Origin of the sequence: Stakelama portus, assembly GCF_003171655.1 — a bacterium.
Taxonomy (GTDB): Bacteria; Pseudomonadota; Alphaproteobacteria; order Sphingomonadales; family Sphingomonadaceae; genus Sphingomonas; species Sphingomonas portus.
Genome location: NZ_QFZL01000006.1, coordinates 78565 through 97271, shown reverse-complemented (window position 1 = coordinate 97271; position 18707 = coordinate 78565). Strand labels below are relative to the sequence as shown.

General features: G+C 64.6%; 15 protein-coding genes. 6 read left to right on the top strand and 9 right to left on the bottom strand.

Translation table 11 applies throughout. The features are described 5' to 3' along the window. Positions 1-111 precede the first annotated feature (111 nt). Entirely contained in the window at positions 112-558 is a 447-nt protein-coding gene (gene queF / locus DKB74_RS15700) for a preQ(1) synthase (RefSeq protein ID WP_109809131.1), read from the bottom strand. Between the two features lie 97 nt (positions 559-655). Between queF and DKB74_RS15695 the strand changes: the two genes are divergently transcribed. From DKB74_RS15695 to DKB74_RS15680, 4 genes are all read left to right on the top strand, one after another. Beyond that, a complete protein-coding gene (locus DKB74_RS15695) occupies positions 656-1492 on the top strand; it encodes a sulfurtransferase (RefSeq protein ID WP_109809130.1) in 837 nt (278 codons plus the stop codon). Then, on the top strand, positions 1489-2682 hold the full coding sequence (gene metC, locus DKB74_RS15690; protein ID WP_239987555.1) for a cystathionine beta-lyase: 1194 nt from the start codon (positions 1489-1491) through the stop codon (positions 2680-2682). The genes DKB74_RS15695 and metC overlap by 4 nt, the downstream gene beginning before the upstream one ends. Then, positions 2679-3989 carry a mechanosensitive ion channel family protein gene (locus tag DKB74_RS15685; RefSeq protein ID WP_109809128.1) on the top strand — a complete coding sequence of 437 codons (1311 nt, stop codon included), beginning with the start codon at positions 2679-2681 and terminating at the stop codon, positions 3987-3989. Before metC ends, DKB74_RS15685 begins: the two co-directional genes overlap by 4 nt. Positions 3990-4411: 422 nt before the next feature. Then, positions 4412-5563 (top strand): GNAT family N-acetyltransferase, encoded by a 1152-nt coding sequence (locus DKB74_RS15680; protein WP_109809127.1) that lies wholly within the window; start codon positions 4412-4414, stop codon positions 5561-5563. Here DKB74_RS15680 and DKB74_RS15675 read toward each other — a convergent pair. The 7 genes from DKB74_RS15675 to DKB74_RS15645 form a co-directional block, all read right to left on the bottom strand. Beyond that, positions 5544-7175 (bottom strand): hypothetical protein, encoded by a 1632-nt coding sequence (locus tag DKB74_RS15675; RefSeq protein ID WP_109809126.1) that lies wholly within the window; start codon positions 7173-7175, stop codon positions 5544-5546. The genes DKB74_RS15680 and DKB74_RS15675 overlap by 20 nt on opposite strands. A gap of 41 nt (positions 7176-7216) precedes the next feature. Further along, complete coding sequence (locus DKB74_RS15670; RefSeq protein ID WP_109809125.1) at positions 7217-8710, bottom strand: hypothetical protein; 1494 nt, start codon at positions 8708-8710, stop codon at positions 7217-7219. Next, the gene (locus DKB74_RS15665; protein WP_109809124.1) at positions 8707-10422 is read right to left on the bottom strand and encodes a hypothetical protein; all 1716 of its coding nucleotides are present in this window, start codon (positions 10420-10422) and stop codon (positions 8707-8709) included. Before DKB74_RS15665 ends, DKB74_RS15670 begins: the two co-directional genes overlap by 4 nt. 46 nt (positions 10423-10468) lie before the next feature. Further along, a complete protein-coding gene (locus DKB74_RS15660) occupies positions 10469-12316 on the bottom strand; it encodes a M61 family metallopeptidase (RefSeq protein WP_109809123.1) in 1848 nt (615 codons plus the stop codon). 84 nt (positions 12317-12400) lie between these two features. Next, positions 12401-12910, bottom strand: coding sequence for a hypothetical protein (locus DKB74_RS15655; RefSeq protein ID WP_161956888.1), 510 nt, complete (start codon positions 12908-12910; stop codon positions 12401-12403). Then, a complete protein-coding gene (locus tag DKB74_RS15650) occupies positions 12834-14051 on the bottom strand; it encodes an argininosuccinate synthase (protein WP_109809121.1) in 1218 nt (405 codons plus the stop codon). The genes DKB74_RS15655 and DKB74_RS15650 overlap by 77 nt, the downstream gene beginning before the upstream one ends. A gap of 46 nt (positions 14052-14097) precedes the next feature. Continuing rightward, entirely contained in the window at positions 14098-15426 is a 1329-nt protein-coding gene (locus tag DKB74_RS15645) for an MATE family efflux transporter (RefSeq protein WP_239987554.1), read from the bottom strand. A 66-nt stretch (positions 15427-15492) separates the two neighbouring features. Between DKB74_RS15645 and DKB74_RS15640 the strand changes: the two genes are divergently transcribed. Continuing rightward, positions 15493-15909 (top strand): DUF1801 domain-containing protein, encoded by a 417-nt coding sequence (locus DKB74_RS15640; protein WP_109809120.1) that lies wholly within the window; start codon positions 15493-15495, stop codon positions 15907-15909. 32 nt (positions 15910-15941) lie between these two features. On the opposite strand, the gene DKB74_RS15635 is transcribed toward DKB74_RS15640, so the two are convergent. Further along, positions 15942-17657, bottom strand: a complete 1716-nt coding sequence (locus DKB74_RS15635) for an acyl-CoA dehydrogenase family protein (RefSeq protein WP_109809119.1) — start codon at positions 17655-17657, stop codon at positions 15942-15944. A gap of 47 nt (positions 17658-17704) precedes the next feature. On the opposite strand from DKB74_RS15635, the gene DKB74_RS15630 reads away from it, so the two are divergent. Continuing rightward, positions 17705-18658, top strand: a complete 954-nt coding sequence (locus DKB74_RS15630) for an L-threonylcarbamoyladenylate synthase (RefSeq protein WP_109809208.1) — start codon at positions 17705-17707, stop codon at positions 18656-18658. Positions 18659-18707 lie beyond the last annotated feature (49 nt).

The following is an 18707-nucleotide window of genomic DNA, read 5'->3' as shown; positions in this document are numbered from 1 at the left end:
CGAAATCAGCCCCTTAGGTCCATTTGCAGAACGCTCCTGGCTGATAAAGGTTGCCTGATGACGCAGTGCAGCATGCGCCTTGCCGACGAGTCGTGTCAAATGCCGCGCAAATCAGCCGCGCCCGCGATATCCCGGCACTTGCTGATCGGGAATCCAGACGCCTTCGGGCGGCGCGCCGGATTGCCAGAACACGTCGATCGGAATGCCGCCGCGCGGATACCAATATCCGCCGATCCGCAGCCATTCGGGAGCCATTTCGCGGAACAGCCGCTCGCCGATGCCGACGGTGCAATCCTCGTGAAAGGCGCCATGGTTGCGAAAGCTGCCGAGGAAGAGCTTGAGCGACTTGGATTCGACGATCGTGTCGCGCGGCACATAATCGATCACCAGATGCGCGAAATCGGGCGCGCCGGTGATCGGGCAGAGCGACGTGAATTCGGGTGCGGCAAACCGCACCAGATACCGCGTGCCTGCGCGCGGATTGGGAACATAATCGAGCACCGCCTCTTGGGGAGAGGTCGGCAATGCGCTCGTCTTGCCGAGATATACGGGGTCCATATGCCCGCCGATACAGCGTGGAGCCCCTTATAATCAATCGGATGCGTACTCGACGCACGCGACCGCGATGCTAAGGATGGGCAAGGGAGGATGTGGCTTGGACGCGCTGGTAACGACGCAATGGCTGGCAGACGCGCTCGGCACGCCCGGGCTGGCGGTCGCCGATGCAAGCTATTTCCTGCCCGAACAGGGTCGTGATCCGGCCGCCGAATATGCGCAGGCGCATATTCCGGGCGCCGCGTTTCTCGATCTTTCGAGTTTCGCCCGCCCGGACAGCGAACTGCCGTCGATGCTGCCCGGCGCGGCGCATTTTGCCGCGCGGCTCGCTGCTGCCGGCCTGCAGGATGCGCGGCAGGTGGTGGTGTATGACGATAGTCCGCTGCACACGGCGGCGCGCGCATGGTGGATGCTGCGCGCGTTCGGCATCGAAGCGGCGGTGCTCGACGGCGGGCTCGCCAAATGGCGGGGCGAAGGGCGTCCGGTCGAAACAGGTGCTCCGCCCGTCGGAGGTGAGCCGGGAGCGGCACGCGAACCATCGGTTTCGGTGCGCGATATTTCCGCGATGCTCGCCAATGTCGAAAGCGGTGGCGAACGCGTCGCCGACGCACGATCGCCTGCACGCTTCGCAGGCAGCGAACCCGAAACCCGCCCGGACACCGAACCGGGCCATATCCCCGGTTCGTGCAACCTTCATTATGCGCGTTTCTTCAATGTCGACGGCAGCTGGAAACAGGGTGCGGCGTTGCGCGCGATATTTGCCGATGCCGGGCTCGATCCCGCGCAGCCGATGGTTGCGACCTGCGGCTCGGGCATTACTGCGGCGGTGATCGTGTTCGCCGCGCATCTGCTCGGCCATGACATAGCGCTTTACGATGGCAGCTGGGCCGAATGGGGCGCGCATCCCGAAACGCCGAAAGCAACAGGAGCAGCATGAGCGCAAGCGAAGACGACAAGCCGGCAACCCGCATCGTCGGCGCGGGGCGACGCCCGGAATGGACGCAGGGTATCGTCAACCCGCCGGTCTGGCGTGCCTCGACGATCCTGTATGACAGCGTCGCGGACCTGCGCGCCGCGGGCGGGCGCGATACGCATCATCGCCTGTTCTATGGGCGGCGCGGCACGCCGACACAATGGTCGCTTGCCGAAGCGCTGACCGAGCTTGAGCCCGGCGCCGAAGCGACCTTGCTCTATCCGTCGGGCGTGGCGGCAGTGTCGACTGCCCTGCTGTCGGTGCTTTCGCCCGGCGACGAATTGCTGCTTGCCGACAGCGTCTATGATCCGACGCGCGGCTTTGCCGACCATTTCCTCAAACGGTTCGGCGTCACCACCACCTATTACGACCCGATGATCGGCGAGGGGATCGCAAGCCTGGTCACCGATCGCACGCGCGCGATCTTTCTGGAAAGCCCGGGCAGCCTCACCTTTGAGGTGCAGGACATTCCCGCAATTGTCGGCGTCGCCAGGGACAAGGGCCTGGTGACGCTGATCGACAATACCTGGGCCACACCGCTGTTGTTTCCGGCGATTTCGTTCGGCATCGATTATTCGATCCTGGCGTGTACCAAATATGTCGTTGGCCATTCGGATGTGATGCTGGGATCGGTGACGGCGGCAAAGGGCAAATATGGCGCGTTGCGGCAGGGGAGCTATCAGCTCGGCCAGACCGCCAGTCCCGACGATGCCTGGCTTGGGGCGCGCGGCCTGCGGACGATGGACGTGCGGCTGAAGTCGCAGGGCGCGGCGGCGTTGCGGATCGCCCGATGGCTTGCCGACCGGCCCGAAGTCGCGCGGGTGCTGCACCCCGCGCTGCCTTCCTGTCCGGGGCACGAATTTTTCGAACGCGATTTCAAGGGCGCGGCCGGGCTGTTCTCTTTCGTCCTGCGCGGCGGGGGCGAGCGTGAGCGCGCGGCGCTGATCGACGGATTGCGGCTGTTCGGACTGGGGTTCAGCTGGGGCGGCTATGAAAGCCTGGCGCTGCCGGTCGATCCGGAGAAAATCCGTACCGTTGTGCCCTGGGAAGCCGAAGGGCCGGTGGTGCGGCTCCAGATCGGGCTTGAGGACCCGGAGGATCTGATGACCGATCTCGACGCCGGACTGATGCGATTTCGCGAGGCGATCGGATGACGCGCGTAACCGACTGGCTCGCTTCGCAAGGCATTACGATACCGGGCACGCCGGTACTGATCGAAGCGGGCGTTGCCTTTGCGCTGACGGTTGCTGCGTTGAGTGCCGGCTGGCTGGCGGGACGAAAGCTCGGGCCGGTCGCGACGCAATTCTGGCAGAAGCGCGTCGGCGGCCATGCCGAGGGGCTGGGCCCCCGGATGAGCGACATCGTCCGCCATGGGCTGGCCGCGATGCTGCTGGCGATCATGGCGGCGGCCTGGCCCTGGCATTCGCTGTCGGCGCTGGGCATCGGTTTTGCCGACGGCGCCGCGGCCGGGATGGTGATCGCGGCGGTGCTGCGCGGGCTGAGCATCCCGCGCTGGGCGGCGTGGACGATGGGTCTGATCGCCTTTGTCTCGATCCTCGCCAACGCGATCGGCGGCTTCGACGTGATCGAAGCGATATTGCAGCGCGTGGGCTTCGACGTCGGCAAGCGGCGATTCTCGCTTTATTCGGTGCTCACCATCACGGTGACGCTGATCGTGATCTTCGCCGTCGTGCGTCTGGCCAATCGCGTGACGAGCCACACCATCGCCAGCGCGCGGGGATTCGATCCGACGCAGAAGCTGTTGTTCCAGAAGCTGGCGGGGATCGTGATCCTGATCGTCGCCTTTTTCATCGGCATCGACTTGCTCGATGTCGACCTGACGGCCTTTGCCGTGTTTTCGGGTGCGCTGGGCCTCGCCGTCGGCTTCGGCCTTCAGAAGACGGTGGGCAATCTGATCGCCGGGATCATCCTGTTGATGGACCGGTCGATCAAGCCGGGCGACGTGATCGTCGTCGGCGACAGTTTCGGCTGGGTCAACAAGATCGGCGTGCGCGCGGTTTCGGTGATCACCCGCGACGGCAAGGAGCATCTGATTCCCAACGAGAATCTGATGACTCAGGAAGTCGAGAACTGGAGTTATTCGGACAAGAATGTCCGTGTGCGCATTCCGGTCGGCGTTGCGTATTCGAGCGACCTCAAACTCGCACAGGAACTGATGCTGCGCGCCGCGACGGAAAGCCCGCGCGTGCTCGACAATCCCAAGCCCAATGTCTGGCTCGCCGGTTTCGGCGACAGTTCGGTCGACCACGAGATTCTGGCCTGGATCAACGATCCGGAGGGCGGCGTCGGCAATGTCCGTTCGGATGTGCTCAACCGGCTATGGAATCTGTTCAAGGAACATGGCGTCGAAATCCCCTTCCCGCAGCGCGACGTGTGGGTGAAGGGGTTGCCGAACAGCGAGGGCGGGGCAAAACCCGAGGGAGGAAGCGGCGGCGATTAAGCCGCTGGCCGCTGACTTCGCTGCGCATTCTGCAAAGATCAGCGGTTCAGGATATGGTGTTACCACCAGGAAAAAAGAGCGCGCTCCGGCGCGGCTCTGGGGGAATCGGGCCGGAGCGCGTTACCGCTTAATGCACCTTGTCCAGCAACAGGATATAGGTCACGGCGAGCATCGCGACCGACAGCCCGGTCAGCAATACTACATCGATGGAACCGCGAACCCGGCGAACAATAGTTGCCATAGCATCCTCTCCCCATGCCGGATTTGCTCCGGTCAGATGCATAAGACTGACGCATGGTTGTTGAAAATGCAAGCAATCGATGTGCTGCGCCGCAGCGAAATCCCCAGAAAACTGCGAAATTTTGTGCTGCGGCTGCGAGCGGCGGGGTGGCAAGCCGCTGAACAGACGCTACATTAAGCGTGTGACGACACCCCGGATCACTGCCCGTATTGCCGATGGCATCGCTTCGATTCCGGCGTCGCAATGGGATGCGTGCGCGGGTGGCGACAACCCGTTCCTCAGCCATGCATTCCTGTCGATTCTGGAAGAATCAGGTTCGGCCGACGTGTCGACCGGGTGGCAGCCGGTGCCGGTCGTGATCGACGGTCCCGATGGTCACGCCGCGGCAGTGGCTCCGGTCTATGCCAAGGGTCACAGCCAGGGCGAATATGTGTTCGATCATGCCTGGGCGGATGCATGGGAGCGCTCGGGACGCCGCTATTATCCCAAACTGCAGGTTGCGGTACCCTTTACGCCCGTGCCCGGCCCGCGGCTGCTGGTCCGGCCCGACATGCCCGATGCCTATGCCGCCGGGCTGATCGCGGGTATCGCCGCGTTCGCCGATCAGAACGGGCTGTCATCGGCGCATGCCAGTTTCGTCGAGGCTGCACAGATCCCGCTGTTCGAAGCCGCCGGATGGCTGATCCGCCAGGGGACGCAGTTTCACTGGCATAACGATGGGTATGACAGTTTCGACGCGTTTCTGGGCGACCTTGCCAGCCGCAAGCGCAAGGCGGTCCGCAAGGAGCGCGAACGCGCGGTCGAAGGGCTGACGATCCGTCACCTGACCGGTTCCGAAATTACCGAGGCGCATTGGGATGTCTTCTGGCAATTCTATCAGGATACCGGCAGCCGCAAATGGGGGCGCCCCTATCTGACGCGGCCGTTCTTTTCGATGCTGGGCGCCGCGATGGCGGACAAGGTGCTGCTGATTCTTGCCGAACGGGACGGACGCCCGATTGCCGGGGCGCTCAATCTGATCGGGGCCGACGCGCTTTATGGCCGCTATTGGGGCTGCACGCAGGACGTGCCCTTCCTCCATTTCGAGCTATGCTATTATCAGGCTATCGACGCGGCCATCGCGCGCGGGCTTTCGCGCGTCGAAGCCGGCGCGCAGGGCGAGCACAAGCTGGCGCGCGGTTATGTGCCCGTGCCCACCTGGTCGGCGCATTATATCCCCGATGCCGGTTTCCGCAGCGCGATCGCCGAATGGCTGGAGCAGGAGAAGATCGCCGTCGCGCACGAACAGGAATATCTGGGCGAGCTGACGCCGTTCAGAAAGGCAGCGACTTAGTCGGTCGCGGCAGATCCTCGGGCACCAGTTCGGCGGGCGGCACGTCGTGGTTGACGCGGAACAGCGCGCTGTCGCCGTCGCGCCACACCGGCTCCAGCCCCTGTTCCAGGCGGGGATCATAAGCGGGCGGACGGATCAGCCAGACATAATCGAACGCATCGCGCGGGAAATGCGTCAGCGACCAGGCAATCGGACGCCACCATTCGCGCGGACATTGCACGTCGGTGACCAGCTCCGAAGGGTCATGCGCATATCGGCCCGCGGCGCGATAGCGCACCGTGAGCAATTGCCCGCCCGGCATCGACCATTGGTCGTTGGCGTACGCCATGCGCCGTTCGAGCGCGAGACCCGGGAAATGCTGATACCGGGTCATCATCCATTCGTTGTAGCAGGTTTCGCCGACGAACGTGACGAGCCGCGCCCCTACCGGCAGGTGATCGAGCGCGGCGAGCTCGCGCTGATAGGTGCGGTCATATAGCAGGAAGCTCACTGTCGTTCCTGCGGTGCGGACAAGGAAGAAAGCAGCGCCGATCGCCGCGACCACCGCTGCCCCGCGGATCGAAAGCCCCGGCTTGGGCCGCAGCCCGATCAGCGCGATGGCGAGCATATAGGGCGCCAGCCGCATATCGGCATAGGCCGATCCGAAGATGATGCGTGGCAGCAGGATATAGACTGCAATCAGGAACAGCGCCGACAGCGCCAGATTGCGCGAATAGCCGATATTGGGATCGCGAATGCCGCGAAAGCCGATCAGGAACAGCACGCCCAGGCTGGCGATGTCGAACAGCTGCCACCGGTCGCGCAGCACCATCGTCACCCAGCGCGCCTTGGCCCGCCAGTTGAACATGTCCGCGGTCTGCCCCGATGACGATTCCGCGCGCCACATCAGCATCAGGATCATCGGAAAGGCGAGGACGAGGCACTGAACGCCCGCCCGGAACCACGGCACCACCCAGACACGAACGAAATCCCTGTTCCACGGATCGCCGGGTTTGCGGGCAAGGTCGTGCTGGCGGATAAGCTCGGCGGAAAAGGCAAGCACGCCCAGCGTGCCCCAGCCATAGGTGTGGCACACCCAGATCAGGCAGGAGATCGGCACGAACACGATGTTGCGCAGGGCGAAGCGCCCCTGACGCGCCAGTCGCAGCCACCACGCAAAGGCGTTGAGCGCGAGCGCCATCGACAGCGCGAAGTTCACAAAGCCGAAATGGAACGGATAGCTATAGGCCAGCGGCAGCGCGAACAGCGCGGTTGCGGGAATGCGGCCATGGACTTCGCGCGCGATCCACAACAGCCCGGTGACCGTCAGCACCGGGATCGCCATCACGATCAGCTTCACCGACAATTCGAGCCCGAAGATCGGCCTTAGCGGAATGATCAGCAGGTCGACGCCCAGATTGCCGATCAGCTGCCAGTCGAAATTATACCAGTCGGCGAACCAGGGGTAGAGATGGCGGTCGAGCTGAACCCGGTATCGACCCATATGGCCGGGCAGATCGACCAGCGGCGGTATTTCGGGCCAGAGCAGCGGGATGGCGGTAATCAGTGCGGCGACCAGCACGAATGTGCGTGTTTGCCACCATCGGCGCGGATCTGCGGTGCCCCCTTGCATCGCGTGCTTCTACTGCGCTGCGGGCGCGCGAGACAAGCCGGTTAGCGCGCGATCCGGAACAGTCGGTCGCGTTCGTCCTGCCAGACCGGCTGGAGCCCGGCGGTCTGCCGCGCGTCGAGCGGCGGTGCGTCGAGCAGCCAGACATAATCGAACCGGTCGCGGGGGAATTGGGCAAGTGCATCGTCAACCGTGCGGAATCCGCCGAGGCCGCAATGATGCGGAACCACGGTGTGCGAGGGATCCTTGTCGAAACCCGCAATGCCCGGCGCGGTGATCGTCAGCAACGCGCTGTTGCCCAGATCGAACTGGTCGTTGGTAAAGCTCGCGCGGCGGACGATCGCCATCGCGGTCAAATGGCGGATCCGATACATCGCCCATTGCGGGTCGCATGGCGCGGTGATCAGCCCGAGCACGCGCTGTCCGCGCGGCAGATGATCGAGCGCGATCAGGCGCTTGTTCCAGTCGGCGCTGCCGATCGCGAGGCTGGCGGTGGTACCGATCGTGCGCACGCCAAAGAATATCAGCGCGATCAGCGCGATACGGCCCGCCGTCCTGCCTTCGGACCGTACCGCGAGCAGCGCGAGGATGATGACGAACGGCGCCAGTCGCGCATCGGCATAGGCGGCCAGAAACGGCATCGCGACGAACAGCAGCAGCAGTCCGGCCGCCGTCGCGCCCAGCGTGCGGTCGAAATGCGAGTCGGGGGAACGGATCGCCTGATAGAACATCGCTGCCACCAGCGCGATCGCGCCGACATCGAACCATTGCCAGCGGTCGCGCAGCGCCATTGCGAACCAGCTCGGCTTGTAGCGCAGCGATGCGACCCAGTCGGCCGATCCTTCGCCCCCCGGCTGCCAGGCCAGAAAGCGCAGAAAGGGCAGGGCGAGCGGGATACAGCCGATGCCCGCCCACCAGAGCGAACGCGGCCAGTCGCGCCCGCTTTCGCGCTGATGGATCAGCTCGGCGACGAAACAGCACAGGCCCAGCACCAGCCACGCGACGACATGGATCAGCCAGATCGCGCAGGAAATCGGCACGAATATCGCCGCGCGCAGCCCAAGCTTCTGCACTCGCCCGAGCCGCAACCAATATGCGAACGCGTTGAGCGTGCACGCCATCGCCAGGCAATAGTTCAGAAAGCCGAACTGAAAGGCGAGGTGATAGACGAAGGGCAGCGCAAGGATCGCGAGCGGCTGGACGCGCCCATGCACTTCGCGCGAAATCCATATTATGCCCGATGCAGTTGCGACGGCGGTCAGGATCACCAGCAGCTTGACCGTCGGTTCCAGCCCCAACAGCGGCGCGATCAGCGCGACGAGCGCGTCGAACCCGACATAGCCGATCAGCTTCCACTGAAAGCCGAACCATTGCGCCAGCTCCGGATCGGTGCCGAGCATCACCCGATAGCGGCCCATATGCGCCGGCAGATCGGTGAACGGCGGCAGCGGCGGCCATAGCAATGGCACCGCGCTGACCAGTATCAGCAGCGCGAGAAACCAGCGCCGCTGCCACCATTGGACCTGGGATTCGGTCATAATGCGCCCTTTGGCGTGAGGATTATCAGCGGCGCGCCCGGCGCGGAAATAGAGTGCAACCAGCGCGGCGGCGCGTCGCTGCGCAGCGCGGTCAGCAGACTGTCCGGCCCGGCGCGCGCATCGGCTTCGCCGAACGAGCCGGGGCAATAGACGATATAATCGATGCCGAGCGCGGCGATTTCGGCGCGGGCATGTTCCGGCGTCGCGAACAGGATGCGATAGAGCGCGAGATTGCCGGCCTGATTGCGGTGATAGGGGCCGGTCAGGAAGCTGTGCCGGGTGGCCGGCAGGGCGACGGCGGAAAGATCGACCGGGGCAAGCACGCGCCCCGCCGGCAGGCCGCCAAGTTGCGCAATGGCGATATCGGCGGGACATCCGCCGGACGCTTCGCGCGCCGGCCCGGCTTCGCCGCGCGGCATCAGCGCCGTCGCCATCGCCGGATAGGCGATCCCCGCCGAAGCGATCCACGCAAGGATCAGCTGCACCGTTCCGCGCACGCGCGCCGATGCGACCAGCGCCGCCAGCGCCGGCGCGGCGAGGATCGCACCGGGATAGGCACCGCGCAGCTGGATACAGGCGACGGCGAACGACGCCAGCTGCAGCGCGAGTAACGGCAGCCAGCGCGTGTCGCGTCGTGCGCAGGCCGCCGATGCGGCGATGCCGACGACCATGATCCCGGCATAGCCGATTGCCGTGGCGGGATCGGCGGCGAACAGCGGTTGCGCTTCGGCGACATTGGCAAGCCAGATGCTGCTCAATGTCGCGTCGAGCCCGGCATAGGGCGACAGGCATTGCGGCGCGACGAGCACGACCAGGGCAAGGACGCTCAGTCCCGCCAAAACCGCCAGCGCGGCGCGTGCCGCGCGTCCAGGTACGACGAATCCCGCCAGCGTCAGCAGCAGCGGTGCAATCGCCGCGCCCTGCGCGGCCTGCCACATCGTTGCAGTGAAACCATCGCACGCCGCAACTGTCCAGCCATTGGTCCGCAGCAATGCCGCCTGTGCCGCCAGCGCGAGCGTGAGCGCGATCGACCATGCGCCGAGCCGCAGCTGGGATCCGGGCGCATCGGCGATCCATTGCAGCACCAATATCGCGGCGGCGACCGCCAGCAACGGTGCCGTCTCCATCCCGATCGCAAGCGAGAGCGCAGTCGCCAATCCCGCCGCCGCTGCGCCACGCCAGGACAGCGGGCGCAGCAGCATCAGCGCGACGATCAGCAACAGGACGATCTGCAGCCCGTGATGATCGATCCGTCCGGGCAGGAACAATGTCGTCGCGGGATAGGCGAGCGCGGCGATCACCTGCGCCACGGCAGGCTGCACGCCCAGCGCCCGCGCAATCGCGCCCACCAGCAATAGTGCCCCGGCAAACAACATTGCCGGCCACAGGATCACGGCGGTCAGTTCGGCGCCATGGGTGCCGACCAGCGGCGTCAGCAGGCCGATGATCGCGGCGGGCACCAGATCGGGGATGCGCGACCAGTGCATCGCCACGCCATCGGGGCCAAGGCGATATTGCGTGAGATCGGAAAAGCGCTGCCCGGCAATCCAGTCGCGAATCTGCTGCAGCCGCATCCCGTCATCGGTGTCGGGCAGGTACAGCGCGGAAAGCTGATGCCAGTCGCGCGCGCACCAGGCGAGCGAAAGCAAAAGCGCCAGCGCGCACGCGACCGCAAGGTCGCGCCATCCCGGTCGAAGCGCGCGCGTTTCCATGAAAACGCGCTACGCGACTATGGTTAACGGGTGGTTTCCCCGGCCTTTATTCGGCGGCGTCGCTGCCGATCCAGGCGTTGCGGAACGCCAGTTGCTCTGCGGTGGGCGTCTTGCCGATCTTTTCATAGGCAATGATTTCGATCGACGGATCGGAACCGATCGTCAGCACCGTCTCGCGCTCGACGTCGCGCTCGCGATAGGTAATGGCCAGCTTGTCGCCCGGCTTGTGCGCACGCAGGATGCTGCCCAGATCGGCCTTGCTCGTGATCGCCTTGCCGTCGATCGTCAGGATGACGTCGCTGGTATCGAGTCCGGCATCATAGAGCGGGGTGCCGGGAGCGGGGCTGCTCGCTATGGTCAGTGCGCCGCCATCGTCATCGAACTGCGCATTGCCGATATAGGCGCTGTCAGCGCCCGATCGCCGCAACTCGAGCCCGGCCTGCGCCAGCAACGGCGTGAAATCGGGCAGCGCATTGCCATGGATCGATCTGGCGAAGAAATCGTCGGCGAAGGCAGCATCGCCCAGATATTCGCCCAGCCCTTTCTGGAGATCGTCGATCGTATAGGCGCGATCGACCGAGCCATGTTCGGCCCACATGTGGCGCATAAAACCATCGAGCGTCTTGCCCGGATATTTGCCGCGCATTTCCAGATCGAGTGCGAGCGCGATCACGGCGCCATAGGGATAGTAGGAGGTGAAGATATTGGGGTTCACCGTGTCGATCGCAGTGGCGGCATCGACGAACGGCGCGCGCAGGCTCATTTCGGCAGGCCCGGCATAGCTGCGGCCCGGCGCATTGATCACATAATTGAGCGTTCCGCCCAGATTGCGGATGAACTGATCCATGTCCCAAACGCCCGAGCGGCGCAGCGCGACGGGGCCGTAATATTGCGTGAAGCCCTCGGCGAACCACAAAGACGGGGTCGGGTTGGCCTTGGTGAAATCGAACGGTTCCAGTTCCGTCGGGCGCAGCCGCTCGACATTCCAGCTATGGAAGAATTCGTGGCTGAGCGTGCCGATCTGCGCATAATTGGCCTGTGCCAGCCCGCGCGGCATCGCGATGATCGTCGAATTGCGATGCTCCATGCCGTCGCCGTCGATCCACGGCACATAATCGGCGATGAACGTGTACACGCCATAATCATAGGGCGCGGCCTCGCCCCAGATTTCATATTGGGCGGCGACGACCTTCTTCGCCATTTCGGCAAAGCGATCGGCTTCTTCCTCGGTGCCGAGGTGATGGATGGCGAGCCGGATCGTGTAGTTGTGGCCGCCGCTCGTCACTTGCCATTCGCGCAGCATGAAATTGGACAGCTCGGTCGGGCTGTCCATGAAATATTGCAGGTTGGGCGCGGTGAACGTCGCGGTCTCGCCCGGTGCCGTGGGCAGCTGCGTCGCGATTTTCCAGCTCGGATCGAAATCCTCGAACGTCACCTTGAGCGGGCGATCATCATAACCGTCCGCCCACATGAACGTCGCGGGCATGTTGAGATGCGCGTGGCTGGGATCGACCTGCGAATAGGTGCCGTCGCCATGATCGGCGTAGAGCGTATAGGTGAGGCTCACTGTGTCGCCATGGCCGGCGACGGTCCAGCTATAGGGATCGGTCCGCGTGATCGACAGCGGATTGCCATCGGCATCGGCGGCGGAGACCGAATAGACGTTCTTGGCGAATTCATGCACCGCATAGCGGCCGGGCGAGCTGCGCGACATGCGGAATGTGATCGGTTCGCTGTCCAGACCCGAATAGGTGACGGTGATCTTCGCTTCGTGATGGACGCGATTGGAAAGGTCGACGGTATATTCGACGGGCGGGTTGTTACCCCCGGCCTGCGCAAAAGCGGGTGTCGCGAACAGCGCCAGAACCGAAACACTCGTCAACATCGCCCGCATGAAGCACTCCCCGGAATAGGCTTGGAACGGGGTGGGTTATGCGGCGGTGACAGCGCGGCGTCCAGAGTGTGCGACGCTGCTCGCTCAGAACCCCCGCGTGGCCGCCATCCATATGAGTGTCGGGGACGCGAGCAGGAATATCGACAGCGTGGCGTAAAGCAGCATCCAGTTCTTCTCGATGCGGCTGAGATCGTCGAACGTTTCGGCATAGCGCACGCCGATGCGGTCCTTCACCAGCAGCCTTTCATGCACGACACCGGACCTGAGCATCGCGATCACGATTGCTGCTGTCGCGATCCAGAAGCCGAAACGGCCCGTTACGGGCTCTATCGATGCCGGGATCCAGGCCAAGGGGATCACCGTCAAAATCATCAATCCCAGAACACCCTGCTGGCGTGCCGCTTCTTCACTGACCCCGTGAATCCACGCGCGATACGCGACGGTGTACCAATAGGGATACAGTGCTGCGATGCGTTGCCGGTGCGTAACCGCTCCGGAAGCACCGCGGCATCCCATCTCAATCGAACCGCTGGCCCAGCAGGCGCAGGCGCAGCGCATTGAGCTTGATGAAACCCGCCGCGTCGCGCTGATCATATGCGCCGGCATCGTCCTCGAACGTCACCACCTTTTCGCTGTAGAGCGTGTTCGGCGACTTGCGGCCGACGACATAGCAGCCGCCCTTGTAGAGCTTCATCCGCACTGTGCCCGACACATTGGCCTGGCTGTGGTCGATCGCCGCCTGCAGCATCTCGCGCTCGGGGGCGAACCAGAAGCCGTTATAGATCAGCTCGGCATAGCGCGGGGCGAGCTCGTCCTTCAGATGCGCGGCGCCGCGATCGAGCGTGATCTGCTCGATCCCGCGATGGGCGAGGTGATAGATGGTGCCGCCCGGCGTTTCGTACATGCCGCGCGACTTCATGCCGACGAAGCGGTTCTCGACCAGGTCGAGCCGGCCGATGCCGTGCTTGCGGCCGAGGTCGTTGAGCGCGGCGAGCAACGTGGCGGGGCTCATCGCCTCGCCGTTCAGTGCGACGCCATCGCCCTTTTCGAAATCGATGGTGATATATTCGGGTTCGTCGGGCGCGTCTTCGGGATTGACCGTGCGCGAATAGACATAATCGGGGACTTCCTCCCACGGATCCTCGAGCACCTTGCCCTCGGACGAAGTGTGGAGAAGGTTCGCGTCGGTCGAAAAGGGCGATTCGCCGCGCTTGTCCTTGGGCACCGGAATCTGGTGCTTTTCGGCAAAGTCGATCAGCGCGGTGCGGCTGGTGAGATCCCATTCGCGCCACGGCGCGATCACCTTGATGTCCGGGTTGAGCGCATAGGCCGAAAGTTCGAACCGCACCTGGTCATTGCCCTTGCCGGTCGCGCCATGGGCGATTGCGTCGGCGCCGACTTCCCGAGCGATTTCGATCAGGCGCTTGGAAATCAGCGGACGCGCGATCGACGTGCCGAGCAGATACAGCCCCTCATACAGCGCATTGGCGCGCATCATCGGGAAAACGAAATCGCGGACGAATTCCTCGCGCAGATCGTCGATGAAGATATGTTCGGGCTTGATGCCCATCAGTTCGGCCTTGGCGCGGGCAGGCTCCAGCTCTTCGCCCTGACCCAGATCGGCAGTGAAGGTCACCACTTCGCAGCCATATTCGGTCTGCAGCCATTTCAGGATCACGCTGGTGTCGAGGCCGCCCGAATAGGCAAGGACGACGCGCTTGATCTGATCGGACATGACGGCAGCTCCGGAATGGGGTTCTGGGTAAAAATCGATCCGCGCATTAGGGCGATGCGCGCTGCTCCGCAATGCCGCGCATCAGGCCGGGAAGCGCGACGCCCAACGTCCCCGCGCGATAGGCATAGCTGATCAGGAACGCGATCCAGATGCCGTGCGCGCCGAACGGGCGAAGCGCGAAATCGGTGGCGATGTAGAGCAGGGTCGTGACCACGCCGGCATTGCGCAGCGCCTTGCCGCGCGTTGCGCCGATGAAGATGCCGTCGAGCAGCCAGGCGGGTACGCCGATCAGCGGGACCAGCGCGGTATAGGGAAGGAAGTCGCGGGCCAGTGCGCGCACCTGGGGATCGGTGGCGATCAGTCCGATCAGCCAGCTTCCCGCGATGCCGGTCGCCAATGCGAAGAAAAGGCCGGCCGCGAGCGAGAATTCACCGATCAGGCGAATGGCCCGTTTCAGCTCCTCCGCCTGTCCGCGGCCAATCGCATTGCCGACGCGCGATTCTGCCGTGAAGGCAAAGCCGTCGAGCACGAATGCCGCTATCGACACGAACTGCATCAGCACCTGATTGGCGGCCAGCGTTTCGGTGCCCAGCCGCGCGCCGGCATTGGCGAACCAGGCGAACAACAGCAGCAGCGAGACGGTGCGGATCATGATGTCGGCATTGACTGCGAAGAGCCGTTTCAATGCCGCGAGATCGAACAGCCGCGCGCGCAACCCCGAAATGGCGCGCGGCCCCAGAATGCGGGCGGCAATGGCGATTCCGGTGCCGAGCGCCACCCATTCGGCGATCGCGGTGCCCAGGCCCACGCCCTCCGCGCCCATGTCGAATCCCCAGACGAACCAGATGTCGAGAATGCCGTTGCAACAGTTCATGACGATCTGGAGCAGCAACGCGGATCGCGTGCGTCCCAGGCCGAGCAGCCAGCCATTGACTGCGAACACCGCAAGGCTGGCCGGGGCGCCCAGGAACCGCGCCGTGATATAGCCGCCGGCAGCGGCATCGAGCTCGCCCCCGCCCGCGAACAGCCCGAGCGTGAGCGGCACCAGCACCCATTGCAGCGCGAACAGCAGGATGCCGAGACCCAGTCCGAGCAACAGCCCGCGTGCCAGCATTGCGCGCACTTCGGTATCGTCATCGGCGCCCTGGGCCTGCGCGGTCAGGCCGGTCATGCCCATGCGCAAAAAGCCGAAGCTCCAGAACAGGAAATTGATGATCGTCGCGCCCAGCGCAACGCCGGCCAGCGCGACTGCATCGCCGGTGCGGCCGATCACGACCGTATCGACCATGCCGACCAGCGGCACCGTCACCTGCCCCAGCATGATCGGCCAGGCCTGCGCAAAGATCGAGCGGCGAGATAGCATAACCGGCGTCATCCGCGCCGCTTAGGCGAATGGTGCGACTTGCGATAGCATATCCGCGACACGGGCAGGGAGAGGCAGATGGCGGACAACAAGACGCAGCCGACCGATGCAAGCGTCGACGCATTTCTCGATGCCGTCGATCATCCGGTGCGCCGCGCCGACGGCAAGGCATTATGCGCAACGATGCAGCGGCTGTCGGGTCATGATCCGGTGATGTGGGGCGCGTCGATCGTCGGATTCGGCAGCTATCATTATCGCTATGACAGCGGGCGCGAGGGGGATTTCCTGCGGATCGGGTTCAGCCCGCGCAAGGCGAATCTCGCCCTTTATCTGTTCCTGGGCCCGGAAAAGGATGAAATCCTGTCGCGGCTCGGCAAGCATAAACGTGGCGGCGGCTGCCTCTATATCGGCAAGCTGGCCGATGTGGACGGGGCCGTGCTCGAGGAACTGATCCGTGCCTCGCTCGCGCATATGGACGCGACCTATCCGGGATAGGACACGCACCGCCACGCTGCGCCGTTCACGACCTAGGCCGCGAACGTCTCCGCGCTCACCGAATAGAGGACGTCCGCTCTGGCGGTTGCCGCGGCTTTCAGCCCCAACGCTTCGGGCACGATCTGATCGACATAAAATGCCGTTGCCGCGCGCTTCATCGCTTCGAATTCGCTGTCGCCGGTCGCCGCCGCCGCCTGTTTTTCGAGCAGCCAGCCGCATGTCGCGACCGAGAACATGGTGAGATAGGGATAGCTTGCCGCCAGCCGGTCATCGACTTCGGCTGTAAGCAGGCCCCTGGTAATTTCCTCGAGCGCGTCGGCAAGCGCGACAAGATTGGGCGATTGCGCCGCGGTCCTGATCGCCGCGATCAGGCCCAAAGCGGTTTCGCCGCCGTCCATGCTCAGCTTGCGGCCGACCAGATCGGCAGCCTGAATGCCGTTGGTGCCTTCGTAAATGCGGAAGACGCGGCAATCGCGATATTGCTGCGCGGCGCCGGTTTCCTCGACAAAGCCCATGCCGCCATGGACCTGAATGCCCAGATCGGTGACTTCGCTGCCCAGATCGGTGGCATGTGCCTTGGCCATCGGGGTGAGCAGGTCGAGCATCTTCTTTGCCGCCTTGTCGCCCAGATGCGCGCGGTCGAGCATCGCGAAGGCACGATAGACCAGCGCGCGCGACGCCATCGTCTGCGCCTTCATCCGCATCAGCATGCGGCGGACGTCGGGATGTTCGATAATCGCCACGCTGTCGCGGCTGGGGCTGCCGGCGCGCGCCGACTGGATGCGTTCGCGGGCAAAGGCGACGGCGCGCTGCGTCGCGCGTTCGGCGACCTGCACGCCTTCCAGCCCGACATTGAGGCGGGCATTGTTCATCATCGTGAACATCGCCGCGATGCCGCCCAGCTCGGGTCCGATCAACGTGCCGATGCAATCGCCATTGTCACCGAAATTGAGGACACAGGTCGGCGAACCGTGCAGCCCCATCTTATGCTCGATCGACGCGACGGTGACGTTGTTGAATTCGCCCGGATTGCCGTCGGCATCGAGCCGGTATTTGGGGACGAGGAACAGCGACAGCCCCTTGGTGCCCGCCGGGGCATCGGGCGTGCGGGCAAGCACGAGGTGGACAATATTGTCCGTCATGTCGTGATCGCCGAAGCTGATGAAGATCTTGGTTCCCGTAATTTTGAACGTGCCATCGCCCACCGGCTCCGCCCGGCTTTTGAGCGCGCCGACATCGCTGCCCGCCTGCGGCTCGGTCAGGTTCATCGTGCCGGTCCATTCGCCGGTCGCGAGTTTGGGCAGATACGCTGCCTGCTGTTCGGGCGTGCCGTGATGCATCAGCGCCTCGATCGCGCCGACCGTCAGCGTCGGGGCCAGCGCGAAGCTGGCATTGGCGCTGCCCAGCGTTTCGAGCGTGGCTGCGGTGAGCACGGCGGGAAGCCCCTGGCCACCAAATTCGGGCGGCGAGCCGATCGTGCCCCAGCCCCCCTCGACATAGGCGCGATAGGCGGCGCCGAACCCTTCGGGCATCACCACGCCTTCGGGCGTCCATTTCGCCCCGACGGTATCGCCCGTCCGGTCGAGCGGCGCCCATTCGCCCGCGGCAAAGGCACCGACGCCTTCGAGCACGGCTTCGACCAGATCGGGAGTTGCATCGGCGAACTTTTCGCTCTCCGCCAGCTCGGCGATCCCGGCGACATGATCGAGCACGAAGCGTTGTTCGGTGACGGCGGGCGTGAAAGTCATGATGTCCTCTCTTGTCGGCGAATGCGCGGCTCTATAGCGCCGCCTTTGTGACCGGCACAAATCCGCCTTTTTCGACTCGCATATTACGTTACGGCAGCGCGGCTGTGGCCGAGGCGGCAGCGGTGATTCGCGCCGGCGGCTGCGTGGCGGTGCCCACCGAAACGGTCTATGGCCTGGCCGCCGACGCCACCGATTCGCAGGCGGTGGCGGGCATCTATGCCGCCAAGGGGCGCCCTTCCTTCAATCCGCTGATCGTGCATGTGCCCGATCTCGACGCGGCCCGGGCGATCGGCGTGTTCGACGATGCCGCCCAGGCGCTGGCGGAACGTTTCTGGCCGGGGCCGCTGACCATGGTGCTGCCGTTGCGCAGCGATGCGGCGGTGGCAAGCCTGGTTACTGCCGGTCTTTCGAGCGTGGCGATCCGCATGCCCAGCCACCGCGCGATGCAGGCATTGTTGCGCGAGAGCGGCGTGCCGCTGGCCGCGCCCTCGGCCAATGCCAGCGGGTCGATCAGTCCGACCCGTGCCGAACATGTCGCCAAAAGCCTGAACGGACGGATCGCGTTGATCCTTGACGACGGACCGACGCCGGGCGGCATCGAATCGACCATCGTCGCGCCATCGCCCGTGCCGCGACTGCTCCGCCCCGGCCCGATCACTGCCGAGGAAATCGGCGTGCTGCTGAATCAGCCGGTCGGTGGGGCGGGGGACGCGATCGAAGCGCCCGGTCAATTGTCGAGCCATTATGCCCCGTCAAAGCCGGTGCGGCTGCACGCGATCGACCGGCGCGATGGCGAATGGCTGATCGGATATGGCGATGTGGCCGGGGACGATACGCTGTCTGCCGCCGGCGATCCGGTCGAGGCGGCGTCGCGCCTGTTCGATGCGCTGCATCGTGCGGACGCCGCCCGGGCCATGGCGATCGCAGTCGCGCCGATACCCGAAACCGGCATCGGCGCGGCGATCAACGACCGGCTGCGTCGCGCCGCGCATCGCGGCTGAGCGGGGCTGAATTTCTTTACACCTTCGCAACGAGGTTTAGACTGGCCGG